The following is a 21,715-nucleotide window of genomic DNA, read 5'->3' as shown; positions in this document are numbered from 1 at the left end:
GCTGCCGCGAGTCAGGAGGCAGAGCCTCCTAATAGGCATTCCCAGTCTGAGGCTGGGAACGAGGCACACGAGATATAACTACTCGCTGATAGCTGTTGTGGAGAAATAAGTGTTAGCAGGATTTTTGGAAGCTGTATTTAATGGTATTAGTATTGGCGCGGTATTATTAATCGCCGCGTTGGGACTAGCCATTATATTTGGATTGATGGGCGTCATCAATATGGCGCATGGTGAATTGATGATGTTCGGCGCTTATACAACTTATGTTGTGCAAAATGTCTGCAAACAATTGGGTGGGGTGTGGTTTGAAGTCTATATATTTTTGGCTTTGATTATTGCTTTTATCTTCACGGCTGCTGTGGGATTAATTCTAGAAAAAGGTGTGATTCGTTATCTCTATGGACGCCCATTAGAAACTTTACTAGCAACTTGGGGGGTAAGTTTAATTTTTCAGCAGTTTGTTCGCAGCGTGAATTGGGTATTGATAATTGGTATCGGCTTATTTTCTCTGCTGTTTTTTGGAGGTTTATGGATTTTAAATTCCCGCACAGATTTGGGAAGGATTCGTAACTGGATTGTGGCGGTGATATTTTTATTATCGCTGGGGGTGACAATCACAACGGGTAATTTATTGAGTCAAACTTATCAGTTAGCAGTAACTCAACCTTGGTTTGGCGCTCAAAATGTAGATGTAACAGCACCGACTTGGTTACAAGCAGGAATCTCTTTAGCTGGTGTGCAATTGCCCTTTGCCAGGTTATTTATTATTGTTTTAACAATAATCTGTGTGGCGGGAATTTACTTATTTTTACAACGTTCTAGCTGGGGTTTAAGAATTCGGGCGGTGACACAAAACCGGAGTATGAGCGCTTGTTTGGGTATCCCAACTCAAAAGGTTGACGCAATTACTTTTGCGCTGGGTTCTGGTTTAGCTGGTGTGGCTGGATGTGCGATTAGTTTGCTTGGTTCTGTAGGGCCAAATACGGGGCAAAACTATATTATTGATACTTTTATGGTGGTTGTTGTTGGGGGTGTGGGCAATTTAGCTGGGACGATTGTGGCTGCTTTGGGTATTGGTACGGCTAATTTTTTAATTGGTTCTGGTACTTTGGCTTTGTTGTTGACTCCTGTTAAACCTTTGGCTGATTTGTTTACTTTTTTTGCAACGACGAGTATGGCGAAGGTGATGGTGTTTGCGCTGATTATTGTGTTTTTACAGTGGAAGCCTGGGGGAATTTTTCCGCAGAAGGGACGTACTGTTGATGTTTAAACGAACCGCCAAGACGCCAAGGACGCAGAGAATGAGAAAGAAGGGGGGAAGGTTAATTTTAATTGAGGTGGGGGTAACGATCGCGATCGCACTCTTCCTTATAATTGTTATGCCAGTGGTGCTGTCGGAGTTTCGTCTAAATTTGTTGGGGCGATTTTTGTCGCTGGCGATCGCAGCTTTGGGTATCGATTTGATTTGGGGGTATACTGGTTTATTGAGTTTGGGACATGGTATTTTCTTTGGTTTGGGTGGATATGCGATCGCAATGTACCTGAAGTTGCAAGTCCCTACTGGAGAATTGCCTGATTTCATGGGGCTTTATGGGGTTACGGAACTTCCTGCCTTTTGGCAACCTTTTTATTCTTTTCCTTTGACAATAGCTTTGGTGGTACTGATTCCGGGGTTATTGGCGGGTTTGTTGGGATATTTGGTTTTCCGAAATCGCCTCAAGGGTGTTTATTTTTCTATCTTGACTCAAGCCGGAACTATTGTATTTTTCAACTTCTTTAACGGTCAGCAACAATTTTTCAACGGCACGAACGGACTGATAGATTTTACAACTTTGTTTGGGGCAACGGTCAGCGATGCCAAAACGCAGTTTATTTTCTACACGCTAACGGTAGTGTTTCTCGCAGCCACCTACGGTATTTGTCGCTGGTTGACAACTGGACGCTTTGGCAGGTTGTTGATAGCGATTCGTGATGATGAAAGTCGGGTAAGATTTTCTGGCTATGACCCCACAGATTTTAAGGTGTTGGTGTTTGCAGTTTCCGGTGCGATCGCAGGTATAGCAGGAGCATTTTACACTATCCAAAGTGGTTCTGTCTCACCTAGAGCAATGGATATTGCCTTTTCGATTGAAATGGTGATTTGGGTAGCTGTAGGCGGACGCGCTACTTTGATTGGGGCGATTGTCGGAACTTTGTTAGTAAATTATGCCCGCACTTTTTTAAGCGAACAATTTGCCGAAATCTGGCTATTTTTCCAAGGCGCATTATTTTTGATAGTCGTCACAGTCCTTCCTGACGGTATCGTGGGATGGTTGCGTAGTCAGAATATTTCTCTTTTCAACCGTCGTCAAGAAATTGCGACATATCCCACCTTGGAAAAAGACCCGGAAGTGCAACATGAACGCGAAAATATTGGAAACTGAAAACGTAACTGTTAGTTTTGACGGTTTTAAGGCTTTAAACCAGCTTAACTTTAGTATGGATGTGGGTGAGTTACGAGTAGTAATTGGCCCGAATGGTGCGGGAAAGACAACGTTTCTAGATGTAATTACGGGTAAAGTTCAGCCAACCGTGGGGCGAGTTTTATTCAAAGGAAGAAATCTGCGTTCTTTACCTGAATATAAAATTGCGCGATTGGGAATTGGGCGCAAGTTTCAAACACCTCGAATTTACTTAAACTTAACGCCACGTGAAAATTTAGAAATTACTAGTAACAAGAAGAAAAATGTCTTTTCTACCTTGTTTGAACGTTCTGAGGCTGTTGAAAAGAATAATATTAAAGGATTATTAGAAACCATTGGTTTAACACCGAAAGCTGATATCAGAGCAGCTTTACTTTCTCACGGAGAAAAGCAACGTTTAGAAATTGGGATGTTAGTAGCGCAGTCACCTGACTTATTACTTGTTGATGAACCCGTTGCTGGTTTAACAGATGAAGAAACGTACAACATCGGCGAACTACTTTTAGCACTAGCGCAGAGCCATTCAATTTTAGTAATTGAACATGATATGGAATTTGTGCGTCAAATTGCCAAGAAAGTAACAGTATTACATGAAGGTTCGGTGCTGTGCGAAGGTAATTTTGAAGAAGTGCAAAATGACTCTCGTGTTATTGAGGTTTATTTGGGAAAACAAGAAGAATGAAAAACTTAATCGTACTTTCTATTCATCTAGTAATTCTGGTCGATTTGCGCTGTTAAACACCTGCTATACTGTTAGCGCCCAATCAGCAATTACTACTGATTCTATGCAAGTCGCACCTGTAAATACCTTATCCTCATATAGAACTTGAAGATATTCCTCCCGATGAATTTGATCTTTTTGAAAGCCGTTTACGAATGATCCGATATGCTTCATCGCCTTGCACTAGTGCAGAAGGACATATTTTCAATGACAACGAAGGGCGATGGTTTCATTCTCAGTTTGGTGGCGGTCTTTCTTGGCATTTGGTTTGTGCAAGATGTGGAGCATTGCTGCTAGATACAGGGGATTTCTTTGATTAATTGAAATGCTTTTAACATTGCCTTCCAGCAGCATAACAACGCGCATACACCCGCAACCGACCAATATTTGTGAAGAAAAAAGCTATAATTGCCCTAGCTTTAGTTGAAATCGTTTATTCCTATGAGCCAACTGCTAACACTAGAATTAAGTGATGATGTTTATGCAGCTTTGCAGCAGCAAGCTGATGCCGTCGGACTTTCTGTAGCAGAATTGATTGTGACATCTCTTGATGGGCAGCATCGTCTTCTGACTATTGCTAAACTACAACCAGAAGTTCAGCCAGAAGAAGCACGTCAACGGTTACTTAGTTATGCAGGTGCAATTAGCTTGGGTTATGCCACAGGTATAGATAACGAAAGCATTGATGCTGACTTGGCAAAAGCTTACACCAATGATTTTTAAGCATTGGAATGTAGATTATGCTGCTTGATACGTCAGGATTGCTCTGCTTTCTCCATAAAGATGAGCCACAACATGAAAGGGCAGTTGAACTGATTGCTACTACAAGCAGAACTCGGCTTACGCACAACTATGTTCTAGCAGAATTAGTGGCTCTAGCATTGGTTCGAGGCTTTTCCCGTTCAATTGTACTGTCATACAGCCTTGAACTGATCAACAATTCAAACGTTCAAATTGTATGGGTTGATGAGCCGCTACATCAAGAAGCAATAGATTTATTGTTAGCAAGACAGGATAAAACCTATTCATTATGTGATGCTGTAAGCTTTGTGTTGATGCGTAGGCAAGGAATTATGGAGGCATTAACAACTGATAAACACTTTGAACAAGAAGGTTTTACTCGTTTGTTGCGGTCAGCAGGCTAACACTGCGCTGCACCTCTGTATGAAATTTTCATCTCCATATCTTCCATAGCAATTTCTAATGTCTGGCGATCAAATGGAAAATTTTGGACATCCCAATTTTGATAAAAAGCTTGCTTTAGCCAGAGGTAGAAACACCTTTGAGATTTTAGATTGTTCAATCCAAAATCTCAAATCCAAAATGGTATTATCTCATTTTCTATGCAGTTTTACCATTTTTATCTGATGCTTGCTCTGCAATATTTTTTAAGCGGCTAGCTCTCATTTTGCGAATGCGATCGCTATTACGAACACCACCCGCCATTTCATATTCAGCGCTGTCTTTGCCGTACTTGATAGCAACCACCATTAACATTTTCTCAGAAAGCTGCTTCAAGTTTTTTTCCATCTCTTCAACTTCTGTTAAAGTAGAGTCAACTATAGCCAGAGCGCTATTATGAACATCAATTTTGTTACGTAACTGTTCGATTGAATCAATCAGTTTTTCTAAAGTATAATTTTCTTCAAATTTAATGCTTGGAAGAATTGATTTCATCCCAGATGCTCTTAATTCAGCTTTTTCTAAAACGCGGGATGTACGTTTTTGACGAGACATAAATTTGCTTCTTTTAAGATAGTTCTAGAACTAGCTTGCCTCAATTAAACCCGATTCCGGTTCAGCATAAATCGCAAATTGCGATCGCAAAATTTTTAGCTTATACCAGTAATATCTCGGTATATAATTACTCATGTACGAGGACAAGAGGTAAAAAACACGAGAGTAGTCGCTACAGGCTTGAGAGTAGTCGCTACAGACTTGAGAGTAGTCGCTACAGACTTGAGAGTAGTCGCTACAGACTTGAGAGTAGTCGCTACAGACTTGAGAGTAGTCGCTACAGACTTGGGAGTAGTTGCTACAGACTTGGGAGTAGTTGCTACAGACTTGGGAGTAGTCGCTACAGACTTGGGAGTAGTCGCTACAGACTTAAGAGTAGTCGCTACAGACTTGAGAGTAGTCGCTACAGACTTGAGAGTAGTTCTGAAATTGACAAGCTGTTTTCTGATTAGGGCGATCGCTATTGTAAATTTGCTGTGCTACTTTGCATTAGCTTGGCAACATTTTATCAAAGGTTGTTTAGCTAAATTCTCTAAATCTACGGATTGAAGCAAATTCATCCACTCCACCGCTAGAGTTGGATCTTCAGGTTTGCTAAGACGTAATTCAGCCAAACTAGTCACAGCATCGTACCAAATACCATTCTCGGCGTAAAGGTTTACCCGTTGCTGAGGAGTTGCTTGCTTCAAACTATCTACTAATTGAGGATTTGGATTGACTCGTTGCACCCATCCTTCCACATACTCTCGTTCTGGAGGTTGTTGTGGATTGCAAATGACTTTTATCTTAAAAAACCAGTGATACATCTTGTCTACTTGCAATGGGGAAGAATTTGCGTTTAAGCGAATGCTAACAATTCCTGGTACTTCTGGTATTGTTACTATTGTTCGGTAAAGAGTTTGACTTGATTTACCTGACTCATCTTTGACAACAAACTCAATCGAATCAATTAGAGACTTTTGATAGGGGACAAAAAACCAAAAAGTTGGATATTCCTCATTCGTCATGCCCCAAACTTTAGTAACAGCAACAGCTTCTCTTTGCCCTTTATTTAATGTCTGTTTGTATACAGGTACAAGTGCAACTATAGACTTATTACCAACACCACAACCACGACTTGCAGCCCCGCCGCGATCGCCTGCTGCACCCCTGTCTGGGGGAGGCGGAGGAGGCGAAAATTTCTTGGGAGCGGCTGTAACTGGTGTCATCCAAATCATTGGAGAATAGCCGATAATTCCCCACAAAGTCATTCCTACTGCCGCGATGATTTGTATTTTTTGCCAATAGCTTTTCATAAAACCTCCTAACTTCTGTCTGCTGAACGGCGATTTTCATGCTTCAAATTGGCATTATTATTAATTTTTAAATTTTAAGTTTAAGTAAGTTGTAGCTATTAAACTATTAACTACTAAAGCCAACATAGCAGGAATGAGGGGAACCCAACAACTATATACAATTAAAAATATAAAACAGCTAACGTATAAACTGATAATAGCGATTCCTCCTGCCAAGGTTAAGTAAATAAATCGGTGCAGATAAGCAGTAAATAAACCGCCTAAAAAAGACCAACCCCAAACCCAAATTACCTCACCCCAAAGCGGCCAAGTCCACAATAGAGGTTGTCCGTCTAAAGCAGCCCTGAGTAGTTGACTGACCATCTGGGCTTGTAAAAATACCCCTGGTATTGCCTGTAATTTTCCTTGAGGAGTGATGTAGGGAGTTAACCAGTAATCACCAAAAGTTTCTGCTGTTGTGCCAATAATGACTATTTTGCCTTTGACTGCATTGGCATTTAGCTTCCCCCTTAACACTTGTTGTAAGGTCATACTTGGTGCGATCGCTTCTGGTTCACCAGAGGAACGATAATTTAATAAAGTTTGGTGTCCAAAAGCGTCAACGCCTTGATAACCCCCGGTATGAGCTTCTATTGGTTTAAATGTCACCTTCCCTAATTGCCATGCGCCATCAGGAGTAAATTGCAACCGAATTCCTTTCGTATACAGGTAACGCAGCGCCAGCTGAACATTCAAGGCATAGTGCGCAGGACAAGGAGATGAGGGCGCAGGAGTTAACGCTAACAGATGGCGACGCACGACATTATCTGAATCTATGGCAATATCGCTAAAACCGAGATTCTGTGAAGAAAGTTCTGGGGGTGGTTTTACACCTGGTTTTCCGGTTTGAGAATCGCTGAGTTGACACACTCCCACAAAGCGATCGCTTTTTCGCATCCTTTTTGCCAATGCTGGATAATCTTTATCCACTGGATAATCTCGGTATATGTCTAAACCAATAACCTGTGGTTGATATGCCTCTAATTTCTCTAACAGTTGCGCAAGTGATTTGTCTGACAACGAACCTTGAGGTTTTTCCGATTTTTGCGCCTGGACATCTTCTTCAGTCACAGTCACAATCAGTAGGCGTGAGTCTGGTTTTTCAGGAGGGCGCAAGCGTACCAGTTGGTCAAATGCACTTAACTCTAATGTTTGCAGCACACCCAAATACCTTACCCCGATTAATATTACGGTTACTACCATGCTCGTCAGTAATATTAATGAGAAGCCAAGCCGATTTGTGGTTCCTCTAACAGGCGTGGTTTGAGACAAAGATGCCGGAAGATTGGGTGTATTTCTAAACAATTCCCGCCAATTCAACGGCATCTCAGCCGGATTTTGAAAGATGACAGGCAGCCATGTAGCACAGGGAAATTGGTTTTCTAGTCCTTGTAACCTTTCTCGTGCTTCCCTGACGGCTAAATACAATGAGCCTCCCCGCGCAAAGGCTTCTAAAAAATACTTTAAAAACTGTTGCGCCACGCGATCGGGTACAGGTTCTCGCATGACGATAATTTGGGGAATATGTAAATCTGCAAACTCCCATGCCAATCCCAAGCCATCACAAGAATTGAAAATCGCTAGTTTTAAACCTCGTTCTACTGCCTTTTTCAAGGCATACTTTAACTGGCTAATTGTTAGACTTTCAGTTTGATTGATATAGATTTTTCCTGTTTGATTCGTTTCCTGAGTGGAACTATGTCCGGCGAAAAATAGAATCTGCCAATTCTGCTCCCATAGTTGGTCAGTCAGGTCAAGGCATTGTGGTTCAACTAAAAAAGTGATATCTGTATTGGGTAACAAATTAAGTAGCGCCTGGTCTGCTTTGGTATCAATACCTTGGCTGTTACCCAAAATCGCTAAGATTTTTACTTTATCGGATGTAGTTGCTATGCGGTTAAGGTTGACTTGTTCGTAAACAGGAGCGCTCAAGGCGATTTCTGCCTGGGGATAGCGTTCTATCAAATCCCAAAGATGCCAGGGGAATTTCTGTAATCGCAAGTCTTTGGTTTGTAAAAGCATCCGAATATTATCCGCAAGCATGAGTTTTTCTAACAATTTCTCGCGGATAGAACGAAAGGAATCGGAAGCAAGCCAAGTATTAAAACTGACTTTAAATTCCTCACTCACCTGCTGGCAGTATTCTAGGCTGGGGGCTTGGTTAAGTTCTTTAGCTAAACCAATCGGACGAGATGGCAGCTTTAAATTACGATAAATAGATTGCCAACGGTGATAATCGCGGAGAATTTCCGGGTTGGGGGGAAGCTCACCTGTGATTTCCACAGTCGGGCGGACATTTTCATCGCCAATCTGTAGAGTCACGGTAAACCCTTGTTCAAAGTTTCCCTCCCCTAACTTTAAGATGATTAACTTGTCCACAGCTAGTTCTCCCTAGATGTTGAGTGTACCCGTAGGGGCAGGACACTGCCCATTGGTGTTAACTTAAGCTCAAACCCTTGTACCACATACGTTTTACTCCACCCTAACCCTCCCTTTGGAAAGGCTACGGTGTACACACAAGTCTTTAAGAGTTGCCCCATAAGCTTTTGATCCCCCCAACCCCCCTTTTAAGGGGGGCAAAACCTCTCAAAGTCCTCCTTTTTAAGGAGGATTTAGGAGGATCTACAACATTTGGAACTGGATTTCCGGCTTCCCCCCCTTTACAACGGAGAATTGAGGGGGGAAATTTGACTTGTGTGTACACCGTAGCCCCAAGGCATCGGGGAAAGGCGGTTTTGGGTTTAGACAAAATCGGGGTGAGGTGACGCTGTGAGTAACCATAAGTGAATGAACTCAATATCACCTCCTGACAAGGGTTTCAAGTTAATTGACACCAATAGGCACTACCGTGCCCTTACACCCTGCTATATATATCTTGGTTACTAAATAGGTTGTTGTGTGTTGTGAAATTCAATTTAAGAGTAAATAATAGAGGCTAAACGTGAAGATTTTTGAAGGTAAAACTTAAAACCGCAAAATCTCTCGGTCATAGTCTTCAGGTGTAGGTTCTATTTCCCAAACTAATCCTTCTCCTAGTTCCAAAATTACTTCCAAATACAACATATCTACAGGAGTTGTTGCCGTATCTTGATTATTTTCAAAAGCTTGTAAGTCTTCCGTTAGTAGTCGAAGCTTAAACCCAGCCGGAATTTGACCATCAAGAGTTGTACTTCGCAATTCAAAACGCCAAACATAGTCCTCAGAAGCGCTTTTTGGGAAAATGCGTAACTCGTATGTTTGCTCTGCAATTATTATTTGCCGAGACAAGCCGAGAACTGGTTCTGCACTCCGCATTCCCACAGGTACCACAACGAATTCTCTTTTTTCCCATCCCCACTGTTGAGCTAAATTGGCTACTCCTTTCTGCAACCATTGCGGAATTGACTGCTGTATGAGTAAACCCTGACGCAGTTCATACAACTTTTTTCGCCAACCGCTATGTGCCAAGAGCGCACCCCAGAGTGAAAATGGAACTGCTAAACGCGGGAATTTCACATCGCGATCGCCCAATCTTTCTAAGAGGTTTTCTGCCTGGGTTTTGCCAATAGAATCTAAAGGTGCAATCTCAGCACGTAAGGCTTCTGACCGATCGAATTGGCGTGTAACCCACAACACATTAATATCTGGAATTAAATCTTCACTTTCCAAGCTGTAAGTGCGATCGCCAGCATCATAAACCCCTTTTGTTTTCAGAATTTGATGGGTTGTATAGCCAAAAATCTTCATCCAACCATCATCGGGATTAACTTGTACTGCTATGTAATAGTCAGCAACCCACTCTGGTATATCTACCCATTCTTGCGGTACGCGCAACTCATCGTCATCTATTGCCAGGGTGGGAATTAATACCAGGCGATCGCGATCGAAAGTAATAGCTGTGCCATTGACTACTTCCCAAAAACTCGGCAATGCCGCACTGTTAGGATAAACCCTGGCGGTGGGAGCAATTTCCTCCTGGAACCAAGGCAAAAATGCTTGCAAGCATTTTTGATTTATCCACCCACGTTGACAAGCACCAGCTGTTGAGTATGGTTGTTCTTGCACTTCTGGAAATTGAGTAATTTCCAAGTATAAATGCTGTGAGTCAATAGTGAATGGGGCAGGTGGGTTCAACATAAATAATTTGAGAATGGCTCCATATAAAGACCATACTAGGGAGAGGGAAGAGACAAAATTATTTCTTGTCTACCGATCGAATTTGGGTATGGCTATATTGGACTTTGAGCCATTCCTCTAAACTTGTGTTTATGGCATCTACTACGTCGGATTTAGGAGAAATATGCAAGGTGTTTTGACTCCATTGCGTGAGAGTCAGGAGCAATGACTTTTTAATGCTGCTCAAGCGACGGGAAACAGTATATTGCTTAATTTCTAACTGGGCAGCAATTTCTTGTTGAGTCAGTTGTTGAACGTAGTAAGCTTGTAGTACTTTTTGGGACTCAGCATCGAGTGCAACGATCGCTTGGGACAAAACTTGGTTTAACTGAGCTTGCTGCGATCGCATATTCACAGCTTCTTCCTGCTCAATGATTTCCGTTAGTAAAGATGTTTGCAAATCTACAGGCAATATATCTAATAAATTACCCTCATCTTCTTTGAGGGGAGCGTCTGTGGAAACAAACTTAGGATAGAGGAAAGTACGGGCAGCTTTAGCAGCAGATAATACCCAGGTTTCTATGGTTTGCTGATTGACGGCGGCAGTGGGTGAACTCAATCGGCTGAAACGTTCTGCATTATAAAGATTACTAATAGCCTCCCAAGTCAGAGCATCTGGTTTGGGAAGCTGACGAATTTTTGTATTGTCACCCGTGTAGAGTTCCTTAAAGCATTCCCAGGCTAAAACATAACTCTCGATGCTTTCGGCGTTAAATCCGGCATTTTGTAATGACTGCACTAGTCGTTTGCGGCTGAGTTTATGCAATAAAGCCCAGTCTGAGCAAATGTCTGCTTCCCGCTGTAAGCGCACTGCATCTTTGATAATCGATTCAAAAGTTAATTGTGCATAGGCTTTTAAATGCGAACTGTATTGAGGATTGAAATTTTTGAGTATTCTGTTAATACGAGCGATCGCCATCTGAAAACAGTCTGCTACAGATGACTGCGTGGGAAAGTTGAGGGCGAATTTTCTGGCAGTCCAGTAGCACACCTCTTGTAAATAAGCAGAAATATGTGCCAGTGCCACAGCACTAGATTGAGTCTGCCAAACTCTATACCAGTAAAGTGCCCAAAAGGTATCTGATTTCTCAGTTGACGACTCCAGGCAAACTTTCATACTACGTCGCAGTTTGGCATCTGTTGCCCAACCACTAAATTGATCTACATCAAATTGCACAAAGGTAGAAAAGATTTCAACAATGCCCTGTCGGGGTTGCATGGAATACTTGCCGCTGTTTGAAACATAGCTGATTTCAATTATACAACAATAGGGACAAAAGCTAATTCCTTACTGCGTAAGGATTTTACAGATTTTTCAAAAATTTTCCGATCTCAGTGCATAAAGACTAAAAGTCATCGTAGAGAGTGATATGCAGAGAAGTTCATTTAAAAAGATGCTTTCTTTGGGGACTAGCGGAATCATTGAATAAGTTCGTTAAATACAGAACAAAATTTCGATGGTTACAAGCACAAATTCATCCCACAAATATGCAACTTCTGCTGAGTTTAACTTAACCAATATCAACAACAAAAGGAGTCAAAAATGACTGTCTACGATAATATCGGTGTTCTGCCTGCTACCCCTGTTACCCGCAATGACTTTAATTTAAATGTTTTAGATTCCACTGATGTCTTTGAGTTCAGAATTGACACTACCCAAAATATAAATTTGTCTCTGACAGATATCAGTGCTGGTGATGATGCCGATTTGCGCCTTTATCAAGATAACGGTAACGGTTTCTTTGATACAGGCGACCAACTAGTTGATTCTTCTAGTAGGGGGAGCAACCAAGATGACTTCCTTAATCGTCGAGCTGACGCAGGTACTTATTTTGCCGAAGTCCGTCGCTTTAGCGGTTCATCAGGCGATGTAAGTTACGATTTAGCCTTGTCTGCAACTACACCCAATTCGACAAGTGGTTTCAGCAATCTTTTGCCTAGAGAGTTTGCACTTGGTGACTTGTCAGGTGATGTTACCCGCTTTGGGACAATAAGTAATACCAACACCACAGATACTTACGAATTCTCTCTGGGATTATTTGAGGGTGTCGACATTACACTGAGCGGACTCCAAAATGATGCTGACATCCGACTGATTGCGGACTATAACAACAATCGTATTGTTGATGCAGGTGAAGAAGTTGCACGTTCTACTAGGGGTGGTATTACATCGGAACTAATTTCCAACACTAATCTTTCTGGTAATTACTTCTTGCAGGTCAATCAATTTAGTAGTACACAGACTGCTTACACCTTAACTTTTGACCAATTTACCACTACCGATGCTTAAGTTTAGGCATTAGAAGTGATAGACGGTAATTGAAAGCATTGTAAGGTAATGCTCTCAAGTGTACGTAAATAGTCTTGCGGCAGAGAATCATACTTGAACTTTGCCGCTTTATTCCAAAAACGATCGCTGCACTTATCAAATATTTCAACAAAATAGTCTTGAAATATGATTAAAGCTTTACAAATAGGCAATGTCTACGACGGGCATAGCTGCATCTCGGTCTTACCTAAAGAAATTATCCCATTTTTGGCTAGTTACAACCTGATTGGGCAATTGTTATCTCAGAGCATTATCGAATCTGCGATCGCACCAATCACCTGCACACAAGCAGAAACATCTCATGCTCTAGAGCAATTTTATCAGCATTGGGATTTAACAAGCGAGCAAAAAATCCAAGATTGGTGTTCGCGTTATTGTCTGACTCAAGAGCAATTAGAACTTTTCGCAACCCGAAAGCTTAGAGTTGAAAAGTTCAAGCAAATAACTTGGGGGCATCAACTAGAATCTTACTTTCTCAAATATAAAAAACATTTTGATCGAGTCATTTATTCTTTAATTCGGACTGAAAAAAGAGAAACTGCCAACGAACTATTTTTCCGAATTACAGAAGGAGAACAGTCATTTGCTGAACTAGCGCGTGAATATTCTCAAGGGACAGAAGCTAATACAGGCGGCATCGTCGGCCCAGTAGAACTTGGTACTATTACTCCCAATTTTGCTCAGTTACTTTGCACAAGGCAAGTGGGTATAGTTCAACCACCCATACTCTTTGGAGAATCATGGGTAATTTTACGTGTGGAAAAGGTTATAACTGCACAGTTTGACAACTTTATGCGCCAACGATTACTGCAAGAAAATTTTGAAACTTGGTTTCAACAGCAAGTGAATCAACTGTCACCGGAAGAAAAAACCTGGATGTGAATCATACCAATTCAAAATTAAAATTTTCAAGTACCCTTCTTCCGTCACTCTCCGGAAAATATAGAGATTTGGTTTAGCATTTTGGTTCGGAAATTACTAAGAAGAGCTAGCTTCAAGAGCCAGGATGACCTCAAAACTCGAATTCACGGATTTATCGACTATTTTAATAAAACAATGGCTAAACCTTTTAAGTGGACATACAAGGGTAAAGTGTTGGCTATCTAATACTTGGTTTATTTACGCCAAGCTGTACTAGAATCTTTTGGTTTAATTGAAGAAATTGACGAACAAGCTGCTGAAACAATTAGTGGCGGTTACAAAGTTTTTGAAGTTAAAAATAAAACGGTATACAATATTCCCTACACTGTCGATGGTAAAACAACAGGCGATCCAGCACCTGGCTCCGATCGTATATAGACTGCGTACAGTGATTTCTATTCTGCAACGCCTGAATTTTCGAGGTTAGATTGTCCCATCTCGGTTCAGATCAAAGAGCTAACTACTCAAAAATCTGGGCTAAAAAGCTGAATACAATATAACGTCGGGGCAAGTGCCCCGATTTTTTCATGCATAAGGATTTGCCCGATTTTTCAAATTTTTTCCGATCTGAGTGCATAAAGACTAAAAGTCATCGTAGAGAGTGATATGCAGAGAAGTTCATTTAGAAAGATGCAAGTTTGGAGACTAGCGGAATAATTGGATAAATTTGTCAAATACAGAACAAATTTTCGATGGTTACAGCCGCAAATTCATCCCACAAATATGCAACTTCTTAAAAGTTACCTAATTATCTCTGCATCACCTAATTAACAAAGAGAGAAAAACCATGTTAACTAATCAAATCTGTCTAGAATCTTTTGGTTTAATTGAAGAAATGGACGAACAAGCTGGTGAAACAATTACTGGCGGAGCTACCGAGGTGTTTACGGTTAAAAACAAAACGCCATACAATGTCTCCTACACTCTTGATGGTACAACAGCACCAGGGTATGCCGCAAATCCTAATGATGGTTATGCTGTATGGACTGCCACTAGTGGAGGAATCATTAGATATGACAAAGACAGTCGAAATGACTTTGAGGATTACATAACGTACAATTTGGCCGATGGAGGAGTATATGAGTTTCAAGACAACACGAACACTGTTGGCAATCCATACGATATACAACTCTATCGGGTAGACTAATCTGCAATTCTCAAGTGGATTTACTGATTTGAGTTTTTGAGGTTAGATTGTCGTATCTCGGTTCAGATCAAAAAGCTAATTACTCAAAAATCTGGGCTAAAAAGCTGAATACAATATAACGTCGGGGCAAGTGCCCCGATTTTTTCATGCATAAGGATTTGCCCGATTTTTCAAACTAATTATGCTCCAAGTGCATAAAAAATCAAAGTAGTCGTAAAGAGTGATATGCACAGAGATTGAACGAGTAAATACCACAAAAAAATGCTTAGGCTAATGTGCAATTCTCATGTTGATTTACTGATTTTAATTTCCGAGGTTAGTTACAGCAGTTTTCTTTTGCATGAGGTACAAAGTCACTGGTTTTGAGGCAGGAGGCAGAAGGCAGTTCTTGCTGGAGGGAGAAGAATAATTTAATTTGTGAATCCTTGCTTCTGTACCTCATTTAGTTGCAAAGTGCTGTATTTATCAAGGAACACAAATTTATGACCATCTCTATTCCGTAGAAACTATCCCACTATTCTAAAAATCCCTACTTCTTTTTGTAAAATGTGCTTTAAAACCTTGATTTTTAGTTTTCAGTTTTCAATAAGTCTAAGCTTTGCAGCACAGATATTATTAGTGGGATAGGTTCGTAGGCTAATGTGCAATTTAAAAAAAATGACAAGTTAAACACTCCTATAAGTCGGGGTTAAAAGCCCCACCCGACCTTCTTTCTTGGCTACCAAAAACCTTGAATATGAAATACCAAATAGTCCTCCAACACACTGAAGAAGACTGCGGTGCAGCGTCTCTAGCCACCATTGCCAAACACTACGGACGAACATTCACCCTCAACCGCGTCCGAGAAGCCGTAGGTACTGGTTCTAGAGGAACATCCTTGCTGGGATTGAAGCGGGGTGCAGAAGTACTAGGATTTAACGCCCGCCAAGTTAAAGCCAGCCCCCAATTAATCGACCAACTAGATCGAGCTCCCTTACCAGCAGTTATCCACTGGAAAGGCTACCACTGGGTTGTATTATACGGGCAAAAAGGCAAAAAATACGTCATTGCCGACCCTGGTATTGGTATCCGTTACCTTACCCGTCAAGAGTTAATGGCGGGTTGGGGTAATGGCGTAATGCTGCTGCTGACTCCAGACGACAGTCGTTTTTATCAACAAGAGTCAGATAAAATTGGCGGTTTGGGAAGATATCTGCAACGGGTTTGGCCTTATCGTTCTATTCTCGCTCAAGCGATCGCCATTAACATCGCCATTGGACTGCTTTCTTTGGCATCTCCTTTTATGATGCAACTCCTAACCGATGATGTCTTAGTACGAGGTGATACCCAACTACTAACCACCGTCGCCATTGGCGTTATCGCCATGAACTTAATTAGAAGTGCCATTAGCTTAGTCCAATCTCACCTCATTGGTCACTTCGGTCAAAGATTGCAATTAGGACTAATTCTAGAATACGGACGCAAACTCTTACATTTACCCCTTTCCTACTTTGAAGGACGACGCAGTGGGGAAGTTGTTAGCCGCATTGCCGATGTCAAAGCCATCAATAATTTAGTTTCCCAAATTGTCCTCGGATTACCCAGTCAATTCTTTATTGCTGTAATTTCCTTGGGTTTTATGCTCTTTTACAGTTGGGAACTAACTCTAGCTTCCATAGTTGCATTTATGATTGTCACGGGTGTTAACCTGCTTTTCTTACCCGCGATGCGGCAGAAAACCCGAAATTTAATTGTTTCAGGTACAGAAAACCAAGGCTTTTTGGTAGAAACATTTCGCGGCATCCAAGTATTAAAAACTACCCAAGCCACTCCCCAAGCTTGGTCAGAATACCAAGGGAATTATGGTCGCCTCGCCAACTTGGGCTGGAGTATGATGAAACTGGGACTGTATAGCAGTACAGTTACTGGCATTCTTTCCACCTTCATTAGTATTGGCATCCTTTGGATGGGTAGCTATTTAGTCATTAATCGCACCTTAACAATCGGTCAATTAATGGCATATAACGGCATGAGTGGCAACTTTCTCGGCTTCTTAGGTGCTGCCATAGGTTTAGTAGATGAGTTTATCACAGCCCAGATAGTCCTTCAACGGATGACAGAAGTTATTGACGCCACCCCAGAGTCCGAAAATGATTTTAAAAAGCCTTGGGCACAAATTCCTGGTCATGCAGATATTACTTGCACTGAACTTAACTTTCATCACGCAGGTAGAGTTGACCTCCTACAAGATTTTTCCTTAACTATTCCTGGCGGTAAAGTTATTGCTTTAATTGGCAAATCTGGCTGTGGTAAAAGTACCCTGGCAAAATTGCTGACTGGTTTATATAAAGTCGAGTCTGGGAATATTCGTTATGGTTTATATAATCAGCAAGATTTATCCTTAGAATGTTTGCGTCAACAAGTGGTATTAGTTCCTCAAGAACCCCACTTTTGGAGTCGTTCGATTATTGATAACTTCCAGTTTAGCTATCCCCATATTAGTTTTGAAGAAATTGTCAAAGCTTGTCAAATTGCAGGTGCAGATGAATTTATTAGCAAATTACCTGATAAATATCAAACTGTTTTAGGAGAATTTGGGGCAAATCTTTCTGGTGGACAACGCCAAAGATTAGCCATAGCCAGAGCCATAGTTACTCAGCCACCAGTCTTAATTTTAGATGAATCTACGGGCGCACTTGACCCAGTAAGCGAAAGACAAGTATTAGATAGACTTTTATCCCATCGTCACAATCAAACGACTATTTTAATTAGTCACCGTCCCAAGGTGATACAGAGAGCAGATTTAATTGTATTTTTAGAACAAGGACGCTTAAAAATTCAAGGAACACCAGAAGAATTGCGCTCTTTACCTGGCGAACATTTAGATTTCTTAGATGATATTTTTCCCTCTCATAATGGGTTGGCGCTAATATCTTCCCCGGCTCATCATAACGGTAAGACTGCCATTATTAATTAAGATAATTCGTAAGACATCATGGTTAGCAACACAAATTTTCTCCCCCCAATTCAAACAAACGAATTTCTCCCACCAATTACTCGTTGGACAACATGGGGCGGAATGTTTATTCTCTGCGTTCTCGGATTAGCTGTGCCACTTGCTGCAATTTGTAAGTATAAAGTTACAGTCCAGGCACAGGCGGTTGTGCGTCCGGCGGGTGAATTGCGAATTGTGCAAGCGGCGACTGAAGGCCAGGTTATGCACATTTATGTCAAAGAAAATCAACTTATCAAAAAAGGAGATGCGATCGCAACTATCGATGACTCCCGTCTGCAAACCAAAAAAAGCCAATTGCAAACTAGTATTCAACAATCTCAGTTACAACTAGTGCAAATTAATGCTCAAATTAGTTCCCTTAATAGCCAGATTCAAGCCGAAACTGAACGCCTTAACCGGATTATTACTGGCGCCGAAGCGGAATTGAGCGGCCGCCGTCGGGAATATCAAGATAAAAATCTCACCACTGTTTCCGAACTCCAAGAAGCTGATGCTAACGTCAAAATTGCTGAGAAAGAATTGCTGGCTGGGGAAGCACAGTTAAAAACAACACAAGCAAATCTCCATGCTGCTGAAGCTGCATTAGGTGTAGCCCAGTCAAAACAGAAGCGATATGAGAGTGTAGCCAACCAAGGGGCGCTATCTCAGGATCAATTGGAAGAAGCACAATTATCTGCCAGACAGCAAGAGCAAGCGGTAAAGGCGCAACAAGCAGCAGTGGAGGCGCAAAAACAGACAATTGAACGGTTACAACAAGCGGTATCTGCGGTGATGGCGAGAAGACAACGCGCCCAAGTTGCCGTAAATCCAAGTAATGCAGCAGTAACTGTTGCTACTGAGCGAATTGCTCAAGAAAAAGCCGGAGGGGAAAGTAACAAAGCAACATTAGAGAAGGAACGCCAAGCTTTAGTTAAGCAACGGATTGAAATTGAAAAGCAGTTAGAGCGTGATACTAGCGAACTCAAACAAGCCAAAATAAATTTAGCTCAAACTGCGATCGCAGCTACTGCCGATGGTATCATTTCCCAACTCAATCTGCGAAACCCAGGTCAAACTGTGCGTGCTGGCGAGGAAGTATTGCAAATTGTCCCTTCTGATGCACCTCAAGTTTTGAAAGCTGCGGTGGCATCTGAAGATCAAAGTAAGTTAAAAATTGGTCAAAAAGTCCAAATGCGGGTCAGTGCTTGCCCTTACCCAGATTATGGTACTCTTGATGGTCAAGTGCAGACAATTTCTCCAGATGCGATCGCTCCTCAAAAGAATGGCACAAATACATCTATGAATGGGACTACTAGTCCAAAAGCTACTGCACCTGGTGCTTTCTATGAAGTCACAATTGAACCGGAAACTTTGGTTTTAGGTAAAGGGAAAAACCAGTGTCACATTCAATTGGGTATGGAGGGTAGGGTTGATATTATTTCCCGTGAAGAAACTGTACTGCAATTTTTCCTTCGTAAGGCGAGGTTGATTAGTGATTTGTAACTTTTTCTTTTGGGAACCATTATCTAACTTTAAGTTTTAAAAACTTTACTCTCATCTAGTTCAAATATCTGCTGAAATTAGTGAAAAGTTTATAAGGACGGCTAGCTGAAAACCCAACCTACACAGTTTATGGTTTTTGACGCTAACTGAACTGTATTGGCTTAAAACCCTAAAGATGTAGCTCGAAATGGTGGCGTAAGGGAATTGCATATTCATAGGTAGGAAATGAGCAAGCGAGGCTGGTTCTGATATGGCAATCTATGGAGATAGGAATTGGCACTCAGGTTTATTAGAAGTTTTTAGTATTATTGGAATGCTTGCTCATGTCATATTTTGTTGTGAAAATCACGCCTTAGCCCAGATTACTCCTGATAGAACATTGGGTAATAACTCTTCAATAAGAACCCCCAATGTCAATATTAAAGGTAGTGCTGCTGACCGGATTGATGGTGGAGCAATTCGCGGTACTAACCTGTTCCATAGTTTCCAAGAATTCAATGTGGGAGAGTTGCAGCGTGTTTATTTTGCCAATCCTGCGGGAATCTCCAATATTCTCACACGGGTGACGGGAAGTAATATCTCCAATATTCTTGGCACATTGGGGGTGGATGGTGGCGCAAATTTATTTTTGATCAATCCTAATGGCATTTTATTTGGAAACAATGCACGCCTGGATGTGGCAGGTTCCTTTGTAGGGAGTACGGCGAATTCTTTTGTATTTGGTAATGGGTTGGAATTTAGTGCAACTAATCCTCAGACTCCTTCTTCATTACTAACAGTTAATCCTTCCGCTTTACTATTCAATCAACTTCAGGCTGGCAGAATTGAAAACAGGTCAATTGCACCAGCAGGAACAGACCCCGCAGGTCTTAATGCATCTGGTTTACGAGTCGGAGATGGTAAAAGTTTGCTGTTAGTGGGCGGTAATGTCAGTATGGATGGCGGAAGGTTAAATGCTTATGGTGGGAGAGTTGAATTAGGGGGGTTAGCAGCACCTGGAAATCTCAATCTTCTTTTTAATGGCGATAATCTCAGCTTGAAATTTCCTGATAATGTGACTCGTGCTTCGGTATCACTTACCAATCAAGCGCGTGTGTATGTAGAAGCTGCTGGTGGCGGTGATATTGCGATTAATGCCCGCAACATAGATATTTTGGGAGGGAGTTTGCTGAGTGCTGGTATCGCCTCTGGTTTGGGTCAACCAGAGTCAACTGCGGGGGATATCACGCTTAATGCTACGGGGGAAATCAAAGTTGCTGACTCCGGGAGTAGGATTCTCAATCTTGTGAGTCAGGATTCAAAAGGCAATGGCGGTAGCATTACCATCGATTCTGGTGACTTTTTATTACGAGATAGCGCTCAACTTTCTGCCTCAACTTCAGGAGTGGGGAATGCAGGAAATATAAAAGTGAGTGCAAAAAATGCTATTTCCCTTGCAGGTAACGCTAATATTTTCAGCACAGTGGATGAAGGGGGCGTAGGTAAAGGAGGCAATCTCAACATCAATGCTACAACACTGTCACTTACTGATGGCTCTCAACTGCTAACCATTACTCGTGGTGCATCCGCTACCCAACCAGCAGGAAGGGGGGATGCAGGCAATGTCAATGTTAAAGTAACAGGTGCTGTTGACATCTCTGGGGAGAAAAACGGTTTTCTCAGTGCGATTCTCAGCTATGTGCAAACGGGGACTATTGGGAATGGCGGTAGCATTACCATCGATTCTGGTGACTTCTCTCTAAGTGATGGCGCTCAACTTTCTGCCTCAACTTCAGGAGTGGGGAATGCGGGGAATGTGACAGTGAGTGCAAAAAATGCTATTTCCCTTGCAGGTAACGCTAATATTTTCAGCACAGTGTCAGCAGGAGGCGTAGGTAAAGGAGGCAATCTCAACATCAATGCTACAACACTGTCACTTACTGATGGCGCTCAACTGGTAACTATTACTCGTGGAGCATCTGCTACCCAGCCAGCAGGACAGGGGGATGCAGGCAATGTCAATGTTAAAGTAACAGGTGCTGTTGACATCTCTGGGGAGAAAAACGGTTTTCCCAGTGGGATTCGCAGCAATGTGGAAACGGGGACAAGTGGCAATGGAGGTAACATTACCATCGATTCTGGTGACTTCTCTCTAAGTGATGGCGCTCGACTTTCTGCCTCAACTTCAGGAGTGGGGAATGCGGGGAATGTAACAGTGAGTGCAAAAAATGCTATTTCCCTTGCAGGTAACGCTAATATTTTCAGCACAGTGTCAGCAGGAGGCGTAGGTAAAGGAGGCAATCTCAACATCAATGCTACAACACTTTCACTTACTGATGGCGCTCAACTGGTAACTATTACTCGTGGAGCATCTGCTACCCAGCCAGCAGGACAGGGGGATGCAGGCAATGTCAATGTTAAAGTAACAGGTGCTGTTGACATCTCTGGGGAGA

20 protein-coding genes are annotated in these 21,715 nt (G+C 41.9%); 14 read left to right on the top strand and 6 right to left on the bottom strand.

Annotation, left to right across the window (positions count from 1 at the left end):
* Positions 1-109: 109 nt before the first annotated feature.
* From urtB to AC1F2U_RS22410, 6 genes are all read left to right on the top strand, one after another.
* A complete protein-coding gene (gene urtB / locus AC1F2U_RS22435) occupies positions 110-1,270 on the top strand; it encodes an urea ABC transporter permease subunit UrtB (protein WP_480263073.1) in 1,161 nt (386 codons plus the stop codon).
* A gap of 31 nt (positions 1,271-1,301) precedes the next feature.
* Positions 1,302-2,423, top strand: a complete 1,122-nt coding sequence (gene urtC, locus AC1F2U_RS22430) for an urea ABC transporter permease subunit UrtC (RefSeq protein WP_480263072.1) — start codon at positions 1,302-1,304, stop codon at positions 2,421-2,423.
* Positions 2,398-3,144 carry an urea ABC transporter ATP-binding protein UrtD gene (gene urtD / locus AC1F2U_RS22425; RefSeq protein ID WP_334843027.1) on the top strand — a complete coding sequence of 249 codons (747 nt, stop codon included), beginning with the start codon at positions 2,398-2,400 and terminating at the stop codon, positions 3,142-3,144. The genes urtC and urtD overlap by 26 nt, the downstream gene beginning before the upstream one ends.
* Before the next feature lie 194 nt (positions 3,145-3,338).
* Positions 3,339-3,503: a hypothetical protein gene (locus AC1F2U_RS22420; RefSeq protein WP_480263071.1), complete on the top strand. Its 165-nt coding sequence runs from the start codon at positions 3,339-3,341 to the stop codon at positions 3,501-3,503.
* Positions 3,504-3,624: 121 nt separating this feature from the next.
* The gene (locus AC1F2U_RS22415) at positions 3,625-3,906 is read left to right on the top strand and encodes a hypothetical protein (protein ID WP_251956857.1); all 282 of its coding nucleotides are present in this window, start codon (positions 3,625-3,627) and stop codon (positions 3,904-3,906) included.
* A 17-nt stretch (positions 3,907-3,923) separates the two neighbouring features.
* Positions 3,924-4,328, top strand: a complete 405-nt coding sequence (locus AC1F2U_RS22410) for a type II toxin-antitoxin system VapC family toxin (RefSeq protein WP_109007385.1) — start codon at positions 3,924-3,926, stop codon at positions 4,326-4,328.
* On the opposite strand, the gene AC1F2U_RS22405 is transcribed toward AC1F2U_RS22410, so the two are convergent.
* Both AC1F2U_RS22405 and AC1F2U_RS22400 read right to left on the bottom strand, forming a co-directional pair.
* Positions 4,325-4,486 (bottom strand): hypothetical protein, encoded by a 162-nt coding sequence (locus AC1F2U_RS22405; protein WP_480263070.1) that lies wholly within the window; start codon positions 4,484-4,486, stop codon positions 4,325-4,327. The two genes, AC1F2U_RS22410 and AC1F2U_RS22405, sit on opposite strands and share 4 nt — an antisense overlap.
* A 38-nt stretch (positions 4,487-4,524) precedes the next feature.
* On the bottom strand, positions 4,525-4,920 hold the full coding sequence (locus tag AC1F2U_RS22400) for a hypothetical protein (protein WP_480263069.1): 396 nt from the start codon (positions 4,918-4,920) through the stop codon (positions 4,525-4,527).
* A 180-nt stretch (positions 4,921-5,100) separates the two neighbouring features.
* On the opposite strand from AC1F2U_RS22400, the gene AC1F2U_RS22395 reads away from it, so the two are divergent.
* Positions 5,101-5,469, top strand: coding sequence for a hypothetical protein (locus tag AC1F2U_RS22395; protein WP_480263068.1), 369 nt, complete (start codon positions 5,101-5,103; stop codon positions 5,467-5,469).
* Here the strand turns inward: AC1F2U_RS22395 and AC1F2U_RS22390 are convergent.
* The 4 genes from AC1F2U_RS22390 to AC1F2U_RS22375 all read right to left on the bottom strand — a co-directional run bounded on the left by AC1F2U_RS22390 (position 5,400) and on the right by AC1F2U_RS22375 (position 11,628).
* Positions 5,400-6,215 (bottom strand): DUF928 domain-containing protein, encoded by an 816-nt coding sequence (locus AC1F2U_RS22390; protein WP_480263067.1) that lies wholly within the window; start codon positions 6,213-6,215, stop codon positions 5,400-5,402. The two genes, AC1F2U_RS22395 and AC1F2U_RS22390, sit on opposite strands and share 70 nt — an antisense overlap.
* Before the next feature lie 60 nt (positions 6,216-6,275).
* Positions 6,276-8,633 carry a CHASE2 domain-containing protein gene (locus AC1F2U_RS22385; protein WP_480263066.1) on the bottom strand — a complete coding sequence of 786 codons (2,358 nt, stop codon included), beginning with the start codon at positions 8,631-8,633 and terminating at the stop codon, positions 6,276-6,278.
* A 585-nt stretch (positions 8,634-9,218) separates the two neighbouring features.
* On the bottom strand, positions 9,219-10,370 hold the full coding sequence (locus tag AC1F2U_RS22380; protein ID WP_480263065.1) for a DUF1822 family protein: 1,152 nt from the start codon (positions 10,368-10,370) through the stop codon (positions 9,219-9,221).
* 58 nt (positions 10,371-10,428) lie between these two features.
* On the bottom strand, positions 10,429-11,628 hold the full coding sequence (locus AC1F2U_RS22375; RefSeq protein ID WP_480263064.1) for a sigma-70 family RNA polymerase sigma factor: 1,200 nt from the start codon (positions 11,626-11,628) through the stop codon (positions 10,429-10,431).
* 324 nt (positions 11,629-11,952) lie between these two features.
* Between AC1F2U_RS22375 and AC1F2U_RS22370 the strand changes: the two genes are divergently transcribed.
* The 7 genes from AC1F2U_RS22370 to AC1F2U_RS22340 form a co-directional block, all read left to right on the top strand.
* Entirely contained in the window at positions 11,953-12,699 is a 747-nt protein-coding gene (locus AC1F2U_RS22370) for a pre-peptidase C-terminal domain-containing protein (protein ID WP_480263063.1), read from the top strand.
* A 165-nt stretch (positions 12,700-12,864) separates the two neighbouring features.
* Entirely contained in the window at positions 12,865-13,620 is a 756-nt protein-coding gene (locus AC1F2U_RS22365; protein ID WP_480263062.1) for a peptidylprolyl isomerase, read from the top strand.
* A gap of 228 nt (positions 13,621-13,848) precedes the next feature.
* A complete protein-coding gene (locus AC1F2U_RS22360) occupies positions 13,849-14,037 on the top strand; it encodes a hypothetical protein (protein WP_335184605.1) in 189 nt (62 codons plus the stop codon).
* Positions 14,038-14,446: 409 nt separating this feature from the next.
* Entirely contained in the window at positions 14,447-14,806 is a 360-nt protein-coding gene (locus AC1F2U_RS22355) for a hypothetical protein (RefSeq protein WP_335184607.1), read from the top strand.
* A 736-nt stretch (positions 14,807-15,542) separates the two neighbouring features.
* Entirely contained in the window at positions 15,543-17,762 is a 2,220-nt protein-coding gene (locus tag AC1F2U_RS22350) for a peptidase domain-containing ABC transporter (protein WP_480263061.1), read from the top strand.
* Positions 17,763-17,780: 18 nt separating this feature from the next.
* On the top strand, positions 17,781-19,283 hold the full coding sequence (locus tag AC1F2U_RS22345; protein WP_480263060.1) for a beta-barrel domain-containing protein: 1,503 nt from the start codon (positions 17,781-17,783) through the stop codon (positions 19,281-19,283).
* Between the two features lie 250 nt (positions 19,284-19,533).
* Positions 19,534-21,715, top strand: a 2,182-nt coding sequence (locus AC1F2U_RS22340; protein ID WP_480263059.1) for a two-partner secretion domain-containing protein, incomplete at its 3' end; no start/stop codon positions are given.

This window comes from Nostoc sp. LEGE 12454, assembly GCF_056620565.1.
This window is presented reverse-complemented; position numbering and strand designations above follow the sequence as displayed.